Annotated in this window: 11 protein-coding genes, 1 pseudogene and 1 riboswitch; of the genes and pseudogenes, 8 read left to right on the top strand and 4 right to left on the bottom strand. The window is 63.9% G+C overall.

Annotated elements, in window-relative coordinates; genetic code table 11:
• Positions 1–11: 11 nt before the first annotated feature.
• Entirely contained in the window at positions 12–413 is a 402-nt protein-coding gene (locus Q0T48_RS19145) for a cupin domain-containing protein (protein ID WP_295959730.1), read from the bottom strand.
• Positions 414–707: 294 nt separating this feature from the next.
• Here Q0T48_RS19145 and can point away from each other — a divergent pair, with 294 nt between their 5' ends.
• From can to thiC, 5 genes are all read left to right on the top strand, one after another.
• Positions 708–1,373 carry a carbonate dehydratase gene (gene can, locus Q0T48_RS19140; RefSeq protein ID WP_295959728.1) on the top strand — a complete coding sequence of 222 codons (666 nt, stop codon included), beginning with the start codon at positions 708–710 and terminating at the stop codon, positions 1,371–1,373.
• Between the two features lie 37 nt (positions 1,374–1,410).
• Positions 1,411–3,216, top strand: a complete 1,806-nt coding sequence (gene aceK / locus Q0T48_RS19135) for a bifunctional isocitrate dehydrogenase kinase/phosphatase (protein ID WP_295959724.1) — start codon at positions 1,411–1,413, stop codon at positions 3,214–3,216.
• Positions 3,217–3,409: 193 nt separating this feature from the next.
• Positions 3,410–4,027: an OmpA family protein gene (locus tag Q0T48_RS19130; RefSeq protein ID WP_295959721.1), complete on the top strand. Its 618-nt coding sequence runs from the start codon at positions 3,410–3,412 to the stop codon at positions 4,025–4,027.
• Entirely contained in the window at positions 4,027–4,890 is an 864-nt protein-coding gene (locus Q0T48_RS19125; RefSeq protein WP_295959716.1) for a patatin-like phospholipase family protein, read from the top strand. The genes Q0T48_RS19130 and Q0T48_RS19125 overlap by 1 nt, the downstream gene beginning before the upstream one ends.
• A gap of 15 nt (positions 4,891–4,905) precedes the next feature.
• Positions 4,906–5,006, top strand: a riboswitch (TPP riboswitch).
• 124 nt (positions 5,007–5,130) lie between these two features.
• Positions 5,131–7,023, top strand: a complete 1,893-nt coding sequence (thiC, locus tag Q0T48_RS19120) for a phosphomethylpyrimidine synthase ThiC (protein WP_295959713.1) — start codon at positions 5,131–5,133, stop codon at positions 7,021–7,023.
• A 40-nt stretch (positions 7,024–7,063) separates the two neighbouring features.
• Here thiC and Q0T48_RS19115 read toward each other — a convergent pair.
• The 3 genes and pseudogenes from Q0T48_RS19115 to Q0T48_RS19105 form a co-directional block, all read right to left on the bottom strand.
• A pseudogene (locus Q0T48_RS19115) lies at positions 7,064–8,404 on the bottom strand (amidohydrolase family protein).
• A 23-nt stretch (positions 8,405–8,427) separates the two neighbouring features.
• Positions 8,428–9,207: an alpha/beta fold hydrolase gene (locus Q0T48_RS19110; protein WP_295959711.1), complete on the bottom strand. Its 780-nt coding sequence runs from the start codon at positions 9,205–9,207 to the stop codon at positions 8,428–8,430.
• A 7-nt stretch (positions 9,208–9,214) separates the two neighbouring features.
• A complete protein-coding gene (locus tag Q0T48_RS19105; RefSeq protein ID WP_295959709.1) occupies positions 9,215–10,051 on the bottom strand; it encodes a fumarylacetoacetate hydrolase family protein in 837 nt (278 codons plus the stop codon).
• Positions 10,052–10,250: 199 nt separating this feature from the next.
• Here Q0T48_RS19105 and Q0T48_RS19100 point away from each other — a divergent pair, with 199 nt between their 5' ends.
• The 3 genes from Q0T48_RS19100 to Q0T48_RS19090 all read left to right on the top strand — a co-directional run bounded on the left by Q0T48_RS19100 (position 10,251) and on the right by Q0T48_RS19090 (position 12,393).
• Positions 10,251–10,397, top strand: coding sequence for a hypothetical protein (locus Q0T48_RS19100; protein WP_295959706.1), 147 nt, complete (start codon positions 10,251–10,253; stop codon positions 10,395–10,397).
• A gap of 6 nt (positions 10,398–10,403) precedes the next feature.
• Complete coding sequence (locus Q0T48_RS19095; RefSeq protein WP_295959703.1) at positions 10,404–11,102, top strand: AraC family transcriptional regulator; 699 nt, start codon at positions 10,404–10,406, stop codon at positions 11,100–11,102.
• Positions 11,103–11,217: 115 nt separating this feature from the next.
• Complete coding sequence (locus tag Q0T48_RS19090) at positions 11,218–12,393, top strand: acetyl-CoA C-acyltransferase (protein WP_295959701.1); 1,176 nt, start codon at positions 11,218–11,220, stop codon at positions 12,391–12,393.
• Positions 12,394–12,718: the final 325 nt, after the last annotated feature.

Raw genomic sequence — 12,718 nt, 5'->3', positions numbered from 1 at the left:
GGCTGGGTGTTTCAAGGCGCGGGCGAGGCCAGCGGCTGGCCTTTTTCCACCACGTACACGCCCACTAGCTTGGTCGGCACGGCCCCGTCGTTGTGGGCATCGTGCACCACCCCGGCGGGCACCACAAACGACTCACCGGCCTTGACGATGCGGGGCGGCTGGCCATCTACCAGCAGCGTGGCCTCGCCTTCCAATACATAGCTGATTTCATCGCCGGGGTGGGTGTGCCGCCCGGCTTTGCCACCGGGGGCTACCTCGACCCGTGCCACCACCGCCTCGCGCCCCGGCACCGACACATCGGCCCGGCCTACCAACGTACGCTGCAAGCCCGGGTTTTGCGCCAGCAGCGTGCCGACCGATACCAGCCCCACCAGCAGCAGTGCGTAGGGGCGCAATTTTTGGAATGGCTTCATGGTTGTCTCCTTGGGTGGCTGCGGACCGCATGCCATCGTGTGATTTTCCGCCCCTGGCCCGCAGGGCGGGGCTAGTGCATCCACCAAGTGGGGGAAGCTTGGCTATACTTGACGTTAACGTCAACTGACGTAGGAGCCTTGCACCGGTGTGCGGCCCGCCTGGTTCCGTTTGGTAACCCGGCTGATGCACTACAGTTTTAATAGCTTCTTGCGCAGGCGGGATATGCGCTAGCTGCCAATTTAATGCCTAATTTTGACTATTTGGCCCGTCCCAGTGGCGGCAAAATACCCCCCATGATCCAATCCATACCTGATATTTTTGCCAACAACCGTGCCTGGGCCGCCGAGATGGAGCGTGAGCGCCCTGGTTTCTTTACCGAGCTGACGCGCCAGCAAAAGCCCAAGTACATGTGGATTGGCTGCTCCGACAGCCGCGTCCCGGCCAACGAGATCATGGGCCTGGCCCCGGGCGAGGTGTTTGTGCACCGCAACGTGGCCAACGTGGTGGTGCATTCCGACCTGAACGCGCTCTCCACCGTGCAGTTTGCGGTGGACGTGATCAAGGTCGAGCACATCACCGTGGTGGGCCACTATGGCTGCTCGGGCGTGGCGGCGGCGCTGGCGGGCCAGCGGGTCGGCCTGGCCGACAACTGGCTGCGCCATATCCAGGACGTGCGGGACCGCCACTGGAACCTGCTGGACCGCATCGCCGAACCCCAGCGCCACGACGCGCTGGTCGAGCTCAATGCCATCGAGCAGGTGGTCAACGTCTGCCAAAGCACGGTGATGGTCGATGCCTGGGCGCGCGGCCAGAACGTCACCGTGCACGGCTGGGTTTACGGTATCCACGACGGACTGCTGCAAAACCTGCACATCACCGTGAATGGTTTCGAGGGCCTGGAGGCGGCCTACCGGGCAGCGGTGGCGGGGGTGGCGGCAGCCGTGCGGGTCGCGCGCTAGCCTGACCTCGGAGGGCACGTCTGGGTAGACTGTGCCCATGTTCCCCCAACGCCTGGACTCCCCGCTCGCCTACGACATTGCCAAAGCCATGGTCGATGGCTTTAACCGGCATTACCGCCTGTTCCGCAGCGAATCGGCCCGGGCCAAGCACCGGTTTGAAACAGCCGACTGGCATGGCCAGCAGCGTGCCCAGCGCGAACGCATCGAGTTCTATGACTTGCGGGTGCGCGAATGCTCGATCCGCCTGGAGCGTGAATTCAAGGCGGACGCGCAGGGCATGGATGTGTGGCATCAGGTCAAGCTGCACTACATCGGCCTGTTGGTAGACCACCGCCAGCCCGAGCTGGCCGAGACCTTCTTCAACTCGGTCACCACCAAGATGCTGCACCGCAGCTACTTCCAGAACGACTTCATCTTTGTGCGCCCTGCGGTCAGCACCGAGTACCTGGAAGCCACCGAGCCACGCCCCACCTACCGCGCCTACTACCCCACGCGCGCCAACCTGGGCGCGGTGCTGTTGCAGATGGTGCAAGACTTCGACCTGCAGCGCGCGTTTGGCGACTTGGCCCATGACATCGCCCAGGTGGAGGCGGCGGTGCGCCAGCAGCTGGGTGAGGTCACGCTGCGGGCCAACTTCCAGATCCAGGTACTGACCGGACTGTTCTTTCGCAACAAGGGCGCGTACATCTGCGGCAAGGTGATCAACGGCTTCCAGGAGCATCCGTTTGCCTTGCCAATATTGCACAACGCCGATGCCAAGCTGGTCATCGATGCCGCGCTGTTCGGCGAGGACGACATGCTGCTGCTGTTCAGCTTTGCGCGCGCCTACTTCATGGTGGACATGGAAATCCCCAGCGCCTACGTGCAGTTTCTGCGCAGCATGATGCCGCGCAAGCCGCGCAATGAGATCTACAACGCGCTGGGCCTGGCCAAGCAGGGCAAGACCCTGTTCTACCGCGACCTGCTGCTGCACCAGCGCCATTCCAGCGACCAGTTTCGCATCGCGCCGGGCATCAAGGGCATGGTGATGCTGGTGTTTGACATGCCCTCGTTTCCCTACGTGTTCAAGGTCATCAAAGACTTTTATCCGCCGCAAAAGGACACCACCCGCGAACAGGTCAAGGCCAAGTATTTGCTGGTCAAGCAGCACGACCGCGTGGGCCGCATGGCCGATACGCTGGAGTACAGCGAGGTAGCGTTCCCGCGGGCCCGCTTCAGCGACGAGGTGATTGCCGAGTTGGAAAAGTTCGCCCCCAGCCAGCTGGAAATCAGCGACCGCGATGGGGATGGGCAGATGGAGGTGGTGATCAAACACGTCTACATCGAGCGCCGCATGATCCCGCTCAACCTCTACCTGCAAGAGGCCTTTGATGCGGGCCCGGACGACCGCCGCGCCCGTGCCCAGATCGAGCGCTCGGTGGTCGAGTACGGCAACGCCATCAAGGACCTGGTGGCCGCCAACATCTTCCCCGGCGACATGCTGTGGAAGAACTTTGGCGTGACGCGCCACGGCAAGGTGGTGTTCTACGACTACGACGAGATCGAATACCTCACCGACTGCAACTTCCGCACCGTGCCCCAGCCGCGCACCGAAGAGGAAGAGATGAGCGGCGAGATTTGGTACCGGGTCGGCCCCAAGGACGTGTTTCCTGAAACCTTTGCCCCTTTTCTGCTGGGCAACTCGCTGGTGCGCGAAGTCTTCATGCGCCACCACGCCGACCTGCTGGATGCCCGCTTTTGGCAGGTGCACAAGGAGCGCATCCAGGCGGGCTATGTGCACGACGTGTTTCCTTACGAGCAGGACAAGCGGTTTGGATCGGCTGACAGGCCAGATAAAGCGTGAGAGTGTGAAAAAGTTCCGGTTCGTGCTAGATTTTACTTTTATTTTGTACACACGCATGCAATAAAAATAATAAAAATTGGTGCGGACTATAAAATTCCTGGGCTTTCCGTGATCGCCTTGCTTGCGTTCACGTGCCACATCCGTGCGGTTCACCGCCATGCATGTCTTTAACGACACAGGAGAAATTCACACCATGAACAATTCAATACTTCGACGCCGCACCCTGTCTGTGCTGCGTTTAGGCGCTGCAGTGCTGCTGGGCGTGACTCTGGCGGCTTGCCAGACACCACCACCCGCACCACAACCGGTGGTGTACACCGGCCCCACCCTGGATATCGAGCAGACCGAGCGTGGCGTGCAAATCGTTTTGCCCGTCACGGTCTTGTTTGCCACCGGCGAATACACCTTCAAAACCGAGGAAGCCGCGCCGTACCTGGACCGTCTGGCCAGCCTCCTGAAAACCAAAACCACGCACGATGTCAGCGTAGAGGGGCATACCGACAACGTGGGTAGCCTGGCCATGAACCAGACCCTGTCTGACAACCGGGCGCGCGCGCTGCGCAACGCACTGGTAGAGCGCGGTGTGGAAACCCAGCGCATCGTCTCCGCCGGTTTCGCCTTTAACCGGCCCGTTGCATCCAACGCCAGCGAACAAGGGCGCACGCTGAACCGCCGGGTCGAGTTGATGGTGCTGGATGAAAAGGTGGAGACGCTGACCCGTGGTGAGCCCGCCAATGCGTTTGCTTCGGCCTTTGACAAACTGCGCAAGATGGTCGACGAAGGCCTGATCCAACTTCCAGAAAGCAAGTAGTGCTGCGCCGGACTTTGCTGGCTGCCGCAGGGACCGCACCCTTGCTTTCGTATGCGGCGGCTCCGGCCACCAAAAAAATCGGCGTGGCCTTGGGGGCCGGATCGGCCCGGGGGTTTGCCCATATTGGCGTGCTCAAGGCCCTGGTCGAAGCGGGTCTGGCCCCTGAGGTAGTGGCCGGCACCAGTGCGGGGTCCTTGGTGGGGGCTTTTTATGCGGCAGGCTACACGCCCTGGCAAATCGAGGATGTGGCGCTGAAGTTACGCGATATTGAAATTGTGGATTTAGGCCAGAGCAACAAGCGCGGCATGTTCACCGGCGAAACGCTGCAAAAGCTGGTCAACCAGTACGTCAAGGATGTGCCGATGGAGCGCTTCAAACGCCGGTTCGGGGCGGTTGCCACGGTGCTGAAATCTGGCGAACTGCGGCTGCTGTCCAGCGGCAATGCTGGCGCGGCCATTCGTGCATCGTGTTCGATTCCCGGGGTGTTTGTGCCCTGCGTGATTGGCGACGAAGAGCTGGTGGACGGCGGGCTGGTCAGCCCCTTGCCGGTCAAAGCCGCCCGCAAGTTAGGTGCCGATGTGGTGATTGGCGTGGACGTGGGGGTGCTGCCGCAAAACACCACCCGTGTGGGCCTGTACGAGGTGATTCTGCAGTCGTTTGAAATCATGGGCCGCTCGCTTTCGCAGCTAGAGGGGCAAACCGCCGACTTCATGATCCGCCCGGACACGGCACGGTTTTCCAGCACCGATTTCACGGTGCGCAAGGAAATCGTCCAGGCGGGCTACGAGGCTGGTGTGGCCGCCTTGCCGGAGCTGCGGCAACTGTTGCGGGCGCGGGGTTTCGGCTTGGGCCGGGCTGGCTAGGCGATGCCGTACACTGTGCGTTGCCCGGGGTGCGCAGTGGCTGCGCTGAGATGGAATCCAAACCCGCGAACTTGATCTGGTTCATACCAGCGTAAGAAGAGCTTGACGACAGCGTCCTATCCTTTGCGGTACGGGCGCATGCCGTCTACACGCCCCACCTGCAACGCAGAGGGGCATCTCCTTGGGGGTTTGCGCGGTTTGGCTGCGCATTCTGGGCTCCCCCAACCACAGGAGACCCCCATGAATGCACCCGACAAATTCACCCAGTTACTGCGCTACGCCTGCGACCCGTTGCCCGCCAGCACCAAGCGCTACATCCAGGGCAGCCGCCCCGACTTGCGCGTGCCGCTGCGCGAAATCATGCAGACCAATGGCGAAGCCGTTACCGTCTACGACACCTCTGGCCCCTACACCGACCCCACTGCCCAGATCGATGTGCGGGCGGGTTTGCAGGCCCTGCGCGCGGGGTGGATCGAAGCCCGGGGCGACATCGAGGCCTACGCCGCCCGCATCCTGCATGCGCTGGACGATGGCCGCAAGAGCGACGAGAACGAAGCCCTGCACCTGCTGCGCGCCCAGGCTTCCGGTCTGCAACGCACGCCCCGCCGCGCCAAAGCCGGTGCCAACGTGTCGCAAATGCACTATGCCCGCCAAGGCATCATCACCCCCGAAATGGAATTCGTCGCCTTGCGCGAGAACCAGAAAATGGAGTGGATGGCGCAATATGCCGCCAACACCGAACGCGACCAGCGCCTGGCGGGCAACAGCTTCGGCGCGTCCATTCCGAAGGTGATGACCCCCGAGTTCGTGCGCTCCGAAGTGGCCCGTGGCCGCGCCGTGATTCCGCTCAACATCAACCATCCCGAAGTTGAGCCCATGGTGATTGGCCGCAACTTCCTGGTCAAGATCAACGCCAACATCGGCAACTCCGCCGTCACCTCCAGCATCGAAGAAGAAGTCGAAAAACTGGTCTGGGCGATCCGCTGGGGAGCCGACACGGTGATGGACCTGTCCACCGGCAAAAACATCCACACCACCCGCGATTGGATCATCCGCAACAGCCCCGTGCCCATTGGCACCGTGCCCATCTACCAGGCACTGGAAAAAGTGGGCGGCGTGGCCGAAGACCTCACCTGGGAAATCTTCCGCGACACGCTGATCGAGCAGGCCGAGCAGGGCGTGGACTACTTCACCGTGCACGCCGGGGTGCGCCTGCCCTTCATCCACCTCACCGCCAACCGCATGACCGGCATCGTCTCGCGCGGCGGCTCCATCATGGCCAAGTGGTGCATCGCCCACCACAAAGAAAATTTCATCTACACCCACTTCGATGAAATGACCGAGATCCTGAAGGCCTACGACGTGAGCTACTCGCTCGGCGACGGCCTGCGCCCCGGCTCCAGCGCCGACGCGAACGACGAAGCCCAGTTTGCCGAGCTGCGCACCCTGGGCGAGTTGACGCAACGCGCCTGGCAGCAAGACGTGCAGGTGATGATCGAAGGCCCCGGCCACGTCCCCATGCACATGGTGCAAGAGAACATGACCGAGCAGCTCAAGCACTGCGGTGAGGCCCCGTTCTACACCCTGGGCCCGCTGACCACCGACATTGCCCCCGGCTACGACCACATCACCAGCGGCATCGGCGCGGCCATGATCGGCTGGTTTGGCACCGCCATGCTGTGCTACGTCACGCCCAAAGAACACCTGGGCTTGCCCGACCGCGACGACGTGAAGGTGGGCATCATCACCTACAAAATTGCCGCCCACGCCGCCGACGTGGCCAAGGGCCACCCCGGTGCGCGCTACCGCGACGACGCGTTGTCCAAGGCCCGCTTCGAGTTTCGCTGGATGGACCAGTTCAACCTGTCGCTGGACCCCGAGACCGCCAAGAAATTCCACGACGCAACCCTGCCCAAAGACTCGGCCAAGGTGGCACATTTCTGCTCCATGTGCGGCCCCAAGTTCTGCTCCATGAAGATCACGCAAGAGGTGCGCGAATACGCCAAGAACCTGGGGCTCAGCGAAGCCGCCGCCGCGGAGCAGGGCATGCTGGAGAAGTCGCAAGAGTTCAAGAGCGGCGGCGGTGAAATCTATGTGCCGGTGAACGCGGTGATCCCGATCGCGCAGGTCTAAAACCCGCCCCTCACCGTAGGGTTGAGGGGCGGGAGCGCGCCTACAGCATCTCGGCCAGCGCCTCCTTCACCCCTTCTTCCACCAGCGGCGAGCTGGTGCCGCCCAGGTGCAGCGCGGCTTCATCGGGCACCGGGGTGGCGCAGTCTTTGTGGACCACGCCGTCCTTCATCACCAGCTGGATTTTGGCGGGGTCGGTCAGCAGGGCCAGGTTTTCCAGCGGGTTGCCATCCACCAGAATAATGTCGGCCAGGTAACCGGCTTTGAGCAGGCCCAGCTCGTCGGGGCGCTGCATGATTTGTCCGCCCAACTGGGTGGCAGAGCGCAGGGCTTCGGCGGGGGTCATGCCGATGTAATCCACAAAATACTGCAGGTCGTTGGCATTGGTGCCGTGCGGCATCCAGGCAAAGCCGTAGTCGCCGCCGGGCAGGATGCGGATGCCGCGTTGGTGCATGGCGCGCAGCGAGGCGGCGGCGACTTCCAGCTCGCGCTTGTAGCCCATTTGCGTGGCCACGGCTTCGGTGATGCCGAACTCGGCGGCGTGGTAGGTGGTGCGGATCAGCCAGCCGATGCCGGGGGCCACAAAGTGCTTGTCCTTGGCGGCCTCCAGCATGTCCAGCGCTTCCTCGTCGGCAAAGCTGGCGTGGTAGACCATCTCGATGCCGTGGCGCACGCACTGCTTCACCGATTCGCTGGAGCGGGCATGCGCCGCCATGCGCTTGCCGTAGCGCTTGGCCTCGCTGGCGAGCATGGCCACTTCTTCCTCGGCAAACGGCGACATCTCGGCGGGCAGCCCGGCGATGTATTCGCCTGACAGGTTGATCTTCAAATGGTCCACGCCGTACTTGATGAAGGTGCGCGCCGAGCGGCGGATTTCTTCCGGCCCGCTGCACACGCTGCCAAAGCTCAGCTCCGAGAACGGCATGTGCGGCAGCGTGTTGTCACCCAGCGCGCCGATGGTGGTGATCTCCTGGCTGCCCGCCAGGTAGCGCGGGCCGGGAAACTCGCCCGCGTCGATAGCGTTGCGCAGCACCACGTCGAGCCGGGGCTTGGCGGCGGCAGCACCGATGGCCGAGGTCCAGCCCATATCCAGGTAGCGCTTGGCCACGCGCACGCATCACAGCATGTGCTCTTCGGGCGGCATGAACTGGATGGCCGCCAGCGAGGGCTGGTCGTTCCACGAGAAATGCGTGTGCGCCTCGGTCATGCCGGGCATCAGAAAGCGGCCCCGGCCGGCGATGACGCGGGCGTCGTCGGTGCTCACGCGCTCGGGCAGGCGGGTGACCTGTACGATGCGCTTGCCCTCCACGAGTACGTCGCCCAGGTAGGTGTCGGCGCCGCTGCCGTCGAAGATGCGGACATGGGTGAATGCGGTACGGGTCATGGTGGTCTCCTGTTTTTTCTAGATCAAAGGGTGGCGTAAAAGGTTTGCAGGGCCTGCATGCAGCGGGCCGGTTGCTCGAACGGGGTCCAGTGGCCGCAGGCCTCGAACAGCAGCGTCTGGCTGCCCGGAATGCGCGCGGCCATCACGGCCACATTGGCAGCAGGGGCCACGCCGTCCTGGTCGCCGGTGACCAGCAGCGTAGGCACGCGGATCTGCTCGATGGCGGCAGACTCGGCCCGGGCCAGGGCTTCGCAGCTCTGGGCGTAGCCTTCTGCCGATTGGCGCATCACGATCTCGCGCACCAGGGCCAGGACGGCGGGCTGCTGGGCTTTGGTTTGCGCGCCGGTGGCGCCCTTGGCGATGGCATCGGCAATCTCCTGCATGCCTATCAAGCCGGTACGGGCTAGTTGGGCGCGGGCGTGGATGCCAGCGCGCCCGGCATCGGGCGGGGCCACCAGCGGGCCGAACAGTGCCAGCGACAAGACGCGGCCCGGGTACTGCACCGCCAGGTGCTGCGCCACCAGCGTGCCCAGCGAATGCGCGGCGATGTGGGCCGCCGGAATGTCCAGCGCGTCCAGCAGGCCTATGAGCGCATCCACATAGCCCTGGATGGACAGGGCCCCTGGCGGCAGGGCCGAGCGGGCGCTGCCCGGCAGGTCGGGGCGCACTACGCGAAAGCCTGCGAACGCGCCCAGCAGCGGGGTCCACACATTCGACGAGCCGCCCAAGCCGTGGATGCACAGCAGCGGCGGGCCGCTGCCTTCGATTTCAACGGCCAAGCCGTGGATAGTTTGGCTTGCCATGGCCACCTCAGACGAAGCGGTTTTCGATGGCACCGATGCCGTCGACTTCGATGCGCACCACGTCGCCCGCCGCCAAGTAGCGGGGTGGCTGCATGCCCATGCCCACGCCCGCCGGGGTGCCGGTGGCAATCACATCGCCGGGGTACAGGGTGATGCCGCGCGAGATGGTTTCGATCAGCGTGGGGATGTCGAAAATCATGTTCTGCGTGGGGCCGTCCTGGCGCAACTCGCCGTTGATCCAGCAGCGCACGCGGGTCTGGCGGCCGTCCAGCACGTCGGCGGTGACGATCCACGGACCCATGGGGCAGAAGGTGTCAAACGACTTGCCCATGTCCCACTGCTGGTGGCGCACCTGCACGTCGCGGGCCGACACGTCGTTGACGATGGTGTAGCCAAACACATGCTCCATGGCGGCGGCGCGGGGGATGTTCTTGCCGCCCTTGCCGATCACCACGGCCAGCTCGGCCTCGTAGTCCACCGCCGTGGTCACTTTTACCGGCACACGCACCGCGTCGTGCGGGCCGACCACGCATTCGGGCACCTTGGTGAAGACGATGGGCCACTCTTCGGTGTCGGCGCTGTTGTCCTTGAAGACCGACGCGGCCAGCTCCTTGGCATGTGCGTGGTAGTTGCGGCCCACGCACCAGAGGTTGCGCCGAGGCAGGGGGATGGGCGCGCCGGTGGTGGCGGGCATCTTGCCGCTTGCGGCCAGGGTTTCGATGACGGACAGAGCTCCTTTCAATGCGTCGGCACGGGATAAGTCCAGCGCGGTGACGGTGCGGTCGTCGGCAGAGACGAGGCCCACATAACGTTGGCCTTCAACGAGGTAGGTGGCGATTTTCATGGTGGTTTTTTCCAGTGAGAAAGAGGTGGATGGAGAGCGCAGGGCCACTGTAGGTAGACCCGCTCAACCCGGCTTATCCGCCCGTCCAGTGGCGTATCAAATCGTCTGATGGCGTGCTAAGTACATTCCCTAGGCGGGTGTTTTTGCGGCGGGGGCGGCGCACACAATGCGGCCATTCCCACAGACTAGGATCCCCCACATGGCCGAGGCGTATGCACTCCACACCGGCGCATTCGGCACGGCCATCGTGCTGGAGCTGCGCGCCAACCTGGTGGCGCACGCGCACTCCGAGACGCAGATCGCCTTCTGGCTCGGCGGTGCCCGCGCCCGTGCCCAAGTGGGTTAGGCGGTGGTGGACTACAGCGAAAACATCGCCCTGGGCGCGAACGCTTTTGAGTCGCACGACATGGTGCTGCTGGACGACAGCGGCCCCTGTTTGTTCCTAGCCTTCATGCTGTCCAAGCCCTGGCTGGACGCGCGCAGCCAGGCGCTGGGGCGCAACTTCCGCTTCCCGTCGCCGCGCATCCCCATCCACCCGGCGTTGCGCCAGGCCTGCTGGCGGGTGCTGGATTTGATTCTGGCGCTGGACACGCCGCGCGATGCCGTGGACGAAGAGGTGGGCTTGCTGCTGGAGGCCGCCATCCAGGCCTCGACCGAGCAGGTCGATGTACCGCCGCCCGCCGCCATGGGCCCCACGCTAGACCACCGGCTGCGCAAGGCCATCGCCCACATGCGCGAGCACGTGGCCGAGAAGACCACCGTGGACGACATCGCCGCCAAAGTAGGTTTGTCGCGGGCGCATTTCTTCGCGCTGTTCCGCGACCAGCTCAACGCCACGCCGCAGGTGTTCTGGAGCGCGGTACGCGTCGAGGAAGCCATGCGCCGCGTCAGCGAAGGCCTGCCGCTGACCGACGTGGCGCTGGATTTGGGCTTCTCGGCCCCGGGCAACTTCTCGCGCTTCTTCAAGGAGCACACCGGCGTGTCGCCGTCGATCTTTCGGCGGGCCGTGCGGGCACCGCTGCCGAATACGGTGACGGGTATTCCCCGCTAAAATTAAGTGCAAAATCGGACTCTAGCGCATATCCTACTTGCGCTAAGTGCTATGAAAAGCATAGTTTTTACCCCCCACGCCCGCAGGCGTAAAGTGGATGCAAAGGACTGTCACCATGCCCACCACCGACCCTATCGTCATCCTGTCCGCCGCCCGCACCCCCATGGGTGCATTCCAGGGGGCTTTTGCCACGTTAGCGGCGCACGACCTGGGCGGGGCGGCCATCCGGGCGGCGGTGGCGCGGGCGGGGGTGGACCCGGCGCGCGTCGACCAGGTGGTGTTTGGCAACTGCCTGATGGCCGGGCAGGGGCAGGCACCGGCGCGGCAGGCGGGGTTCAAGGGCGGATTGCCGCAGAGCACGGGTGCCGTCACGCTGTCCAAGATGTGCGGCTCAGGTATGTTCGCCACCATGCTGGCGCACGACATGCTGGTGGCGGGCAGCCAGGATCTGGTGGTCGCTGGCGGCATGGAGAGCATGACCAATGCGCCGCACCTGCTGCCCCAGGGGCGCAGTGGCATCCGCATCGGCCCGGGGCGGGTGCTGGACCACATGATGCTCGACGGGCTAGAGGATGCGTATGAGCCGGGCCGCTCCATGGGCAGCTTTGGCGAAGACTGCGCGGCCCAATACGGCTTTACCCGTGCCGCGCAGGATGCGTTTGCCACCACCAGCGTGCAGCGGGCGAAGGCGGCGATTGCGTCTGGCGCGTTTGCGGCAGAGATCACCCCGGTGCTGGCCAAAGGGGCCGAAGTCATTACCGACGAAGAACCCGGCAAGATCCGCCTGGACAAAATCCCCACGTTGAAACCCGCGTTCCAAACCGACGGCACCATCACCGCCGCCAGCAGCTCGTCCATTAGCGACGGAGCCGCCGCGTTGGTGCTGGCCTGCGCCTCCACCGCTGCGCAGCTGGGTGTGCAGCCGCTGGCCCGCATCGTCGGCCATGCCACCTTTGCCCAGGCACCGGATTGGTTTGCCACCGCGCCGCTGGGAGCCGTGCAGAAGTTGCTGGCCAAGATTGGTTGGGCCGTTGCCGAGGTGGACCTGTGGGAAATCAACGAAGCTTTTGCCGTGGTGCCGATGGCGCTGATGGCCGAGCTGGACCTGCCGCACAGCCGCGTGAATGTGCACGGCGGGGCTTGTGCGCTGGGCCACCCCATTGGGGCCAGCGGGGCGCGGATTCTGGTCACGCTGCTGTACGCGCTGCGAGCCCATGGCCTGCGCCGGGGCGTGGCCACGCTGTGCATTGGCGGCGGCGAAGCAACGGCTGTAGCAGTCGAGCTATTATAAAAATCAGATCCGCTCGTGCAGGTGGGATCAGCACACATGGCCTGTTTTTTAAATTTTTTACCACGAAATGCGGGGCGGCCGATGTGGTGCCTATGTGGAAAATACGTTAGTACTTGCCCCCTGCGGCGGGGCAGGGTGACGACCTAGGATGCGGGCTCTTACAACAGGAGTTTGCATGTCTTTGTTTAAGGCAACGCTGAATAAGTCCCGACCTGGCGCGTGACTTGCATTGGTATTGTCATCCCTCACAAGGCGACAAAGATGAAGCAACACACCCTGGCCCTGGCCGCCGACCAAGAAGCGGGATTCGCCCAGCACCGCAAAC

The sequence above is a fragment of the Rhodoferax sp. genome, assembly GCF_025354435.1.
GTDB lineage: Bacteria > Pseudomonadota > Gammaproteobacteria > Burkholderiales > Burkholderiaceae_C > Rhodoferax_B.
Note: the sequence above shows the minus strand (reverse complement) of the source record. Positions and strands in the feature narration are given on the sequence as shown.

Bases quoted from the DNA above. Each gene is read 5' to 3' on its own strand.
- Q0T48_RS19145 (WP_295959730.1), bottom strand. From the start codon at position 413: ATGAAGCCATTCCAAAAATTGCGCCCCTACGCACTGCTGCTGGTGGGG.
- can (WP_295959728.1), top strand. From the start codon at position 708: ATGATCCAATCCATACCTGATATTTTTGCCAACAACCGTGCCTGGGCC.
- aceK (WP_295959724.1), top strand. From the start codon at position 1,411: ATGTTCCCCCAACGCCTGGACTCCCCGCTCGCCTACGACATTGCCAAA.
- Q0T48_RS19130 (WP_295959721.1), top strand. From the start codon at position 3,410: ATGAACAATTCAATACTTCGACGCCGCACCCTGTCTGTGCTGCGTTTA.
- thiC (WP_295959713.1), top strand. From the start codon at position 5,131: ATGAATGCACCCGACAAATTCACCCAGTTACTGCGCTACGCCTGCGAC.
- Q0T48_RS19110 (WP_295959711.1), bottom strand. From the start codon at position 9,207: ATGGCAAGCCAAACTATCCACGGCTTGGCCGTTGAAATCGAAGGCAGC.
- Q0T48_RS19105 (WP_295959709.1), bottom strand. From the start codon at position 10,051: ATGAAAATCGCCACCTACCTCGTTGAAGGCCAACGTTATGTGGGCCTC.
- Q0T48_RS19100 (WP_295959706.1), top strand. From the start codon at position 10,251: ATGGCCGAGGCGTATGCACTCCACACCGGCGCATTCGGCACGGCCATC.
- Q0T48_RS19090 (WP_295959701.1), top strand. From the start codon at position 11,218: ATGCCCACCACCGACCCTATCGTCATCCTGTCCGCCGCCCGCACCCCC.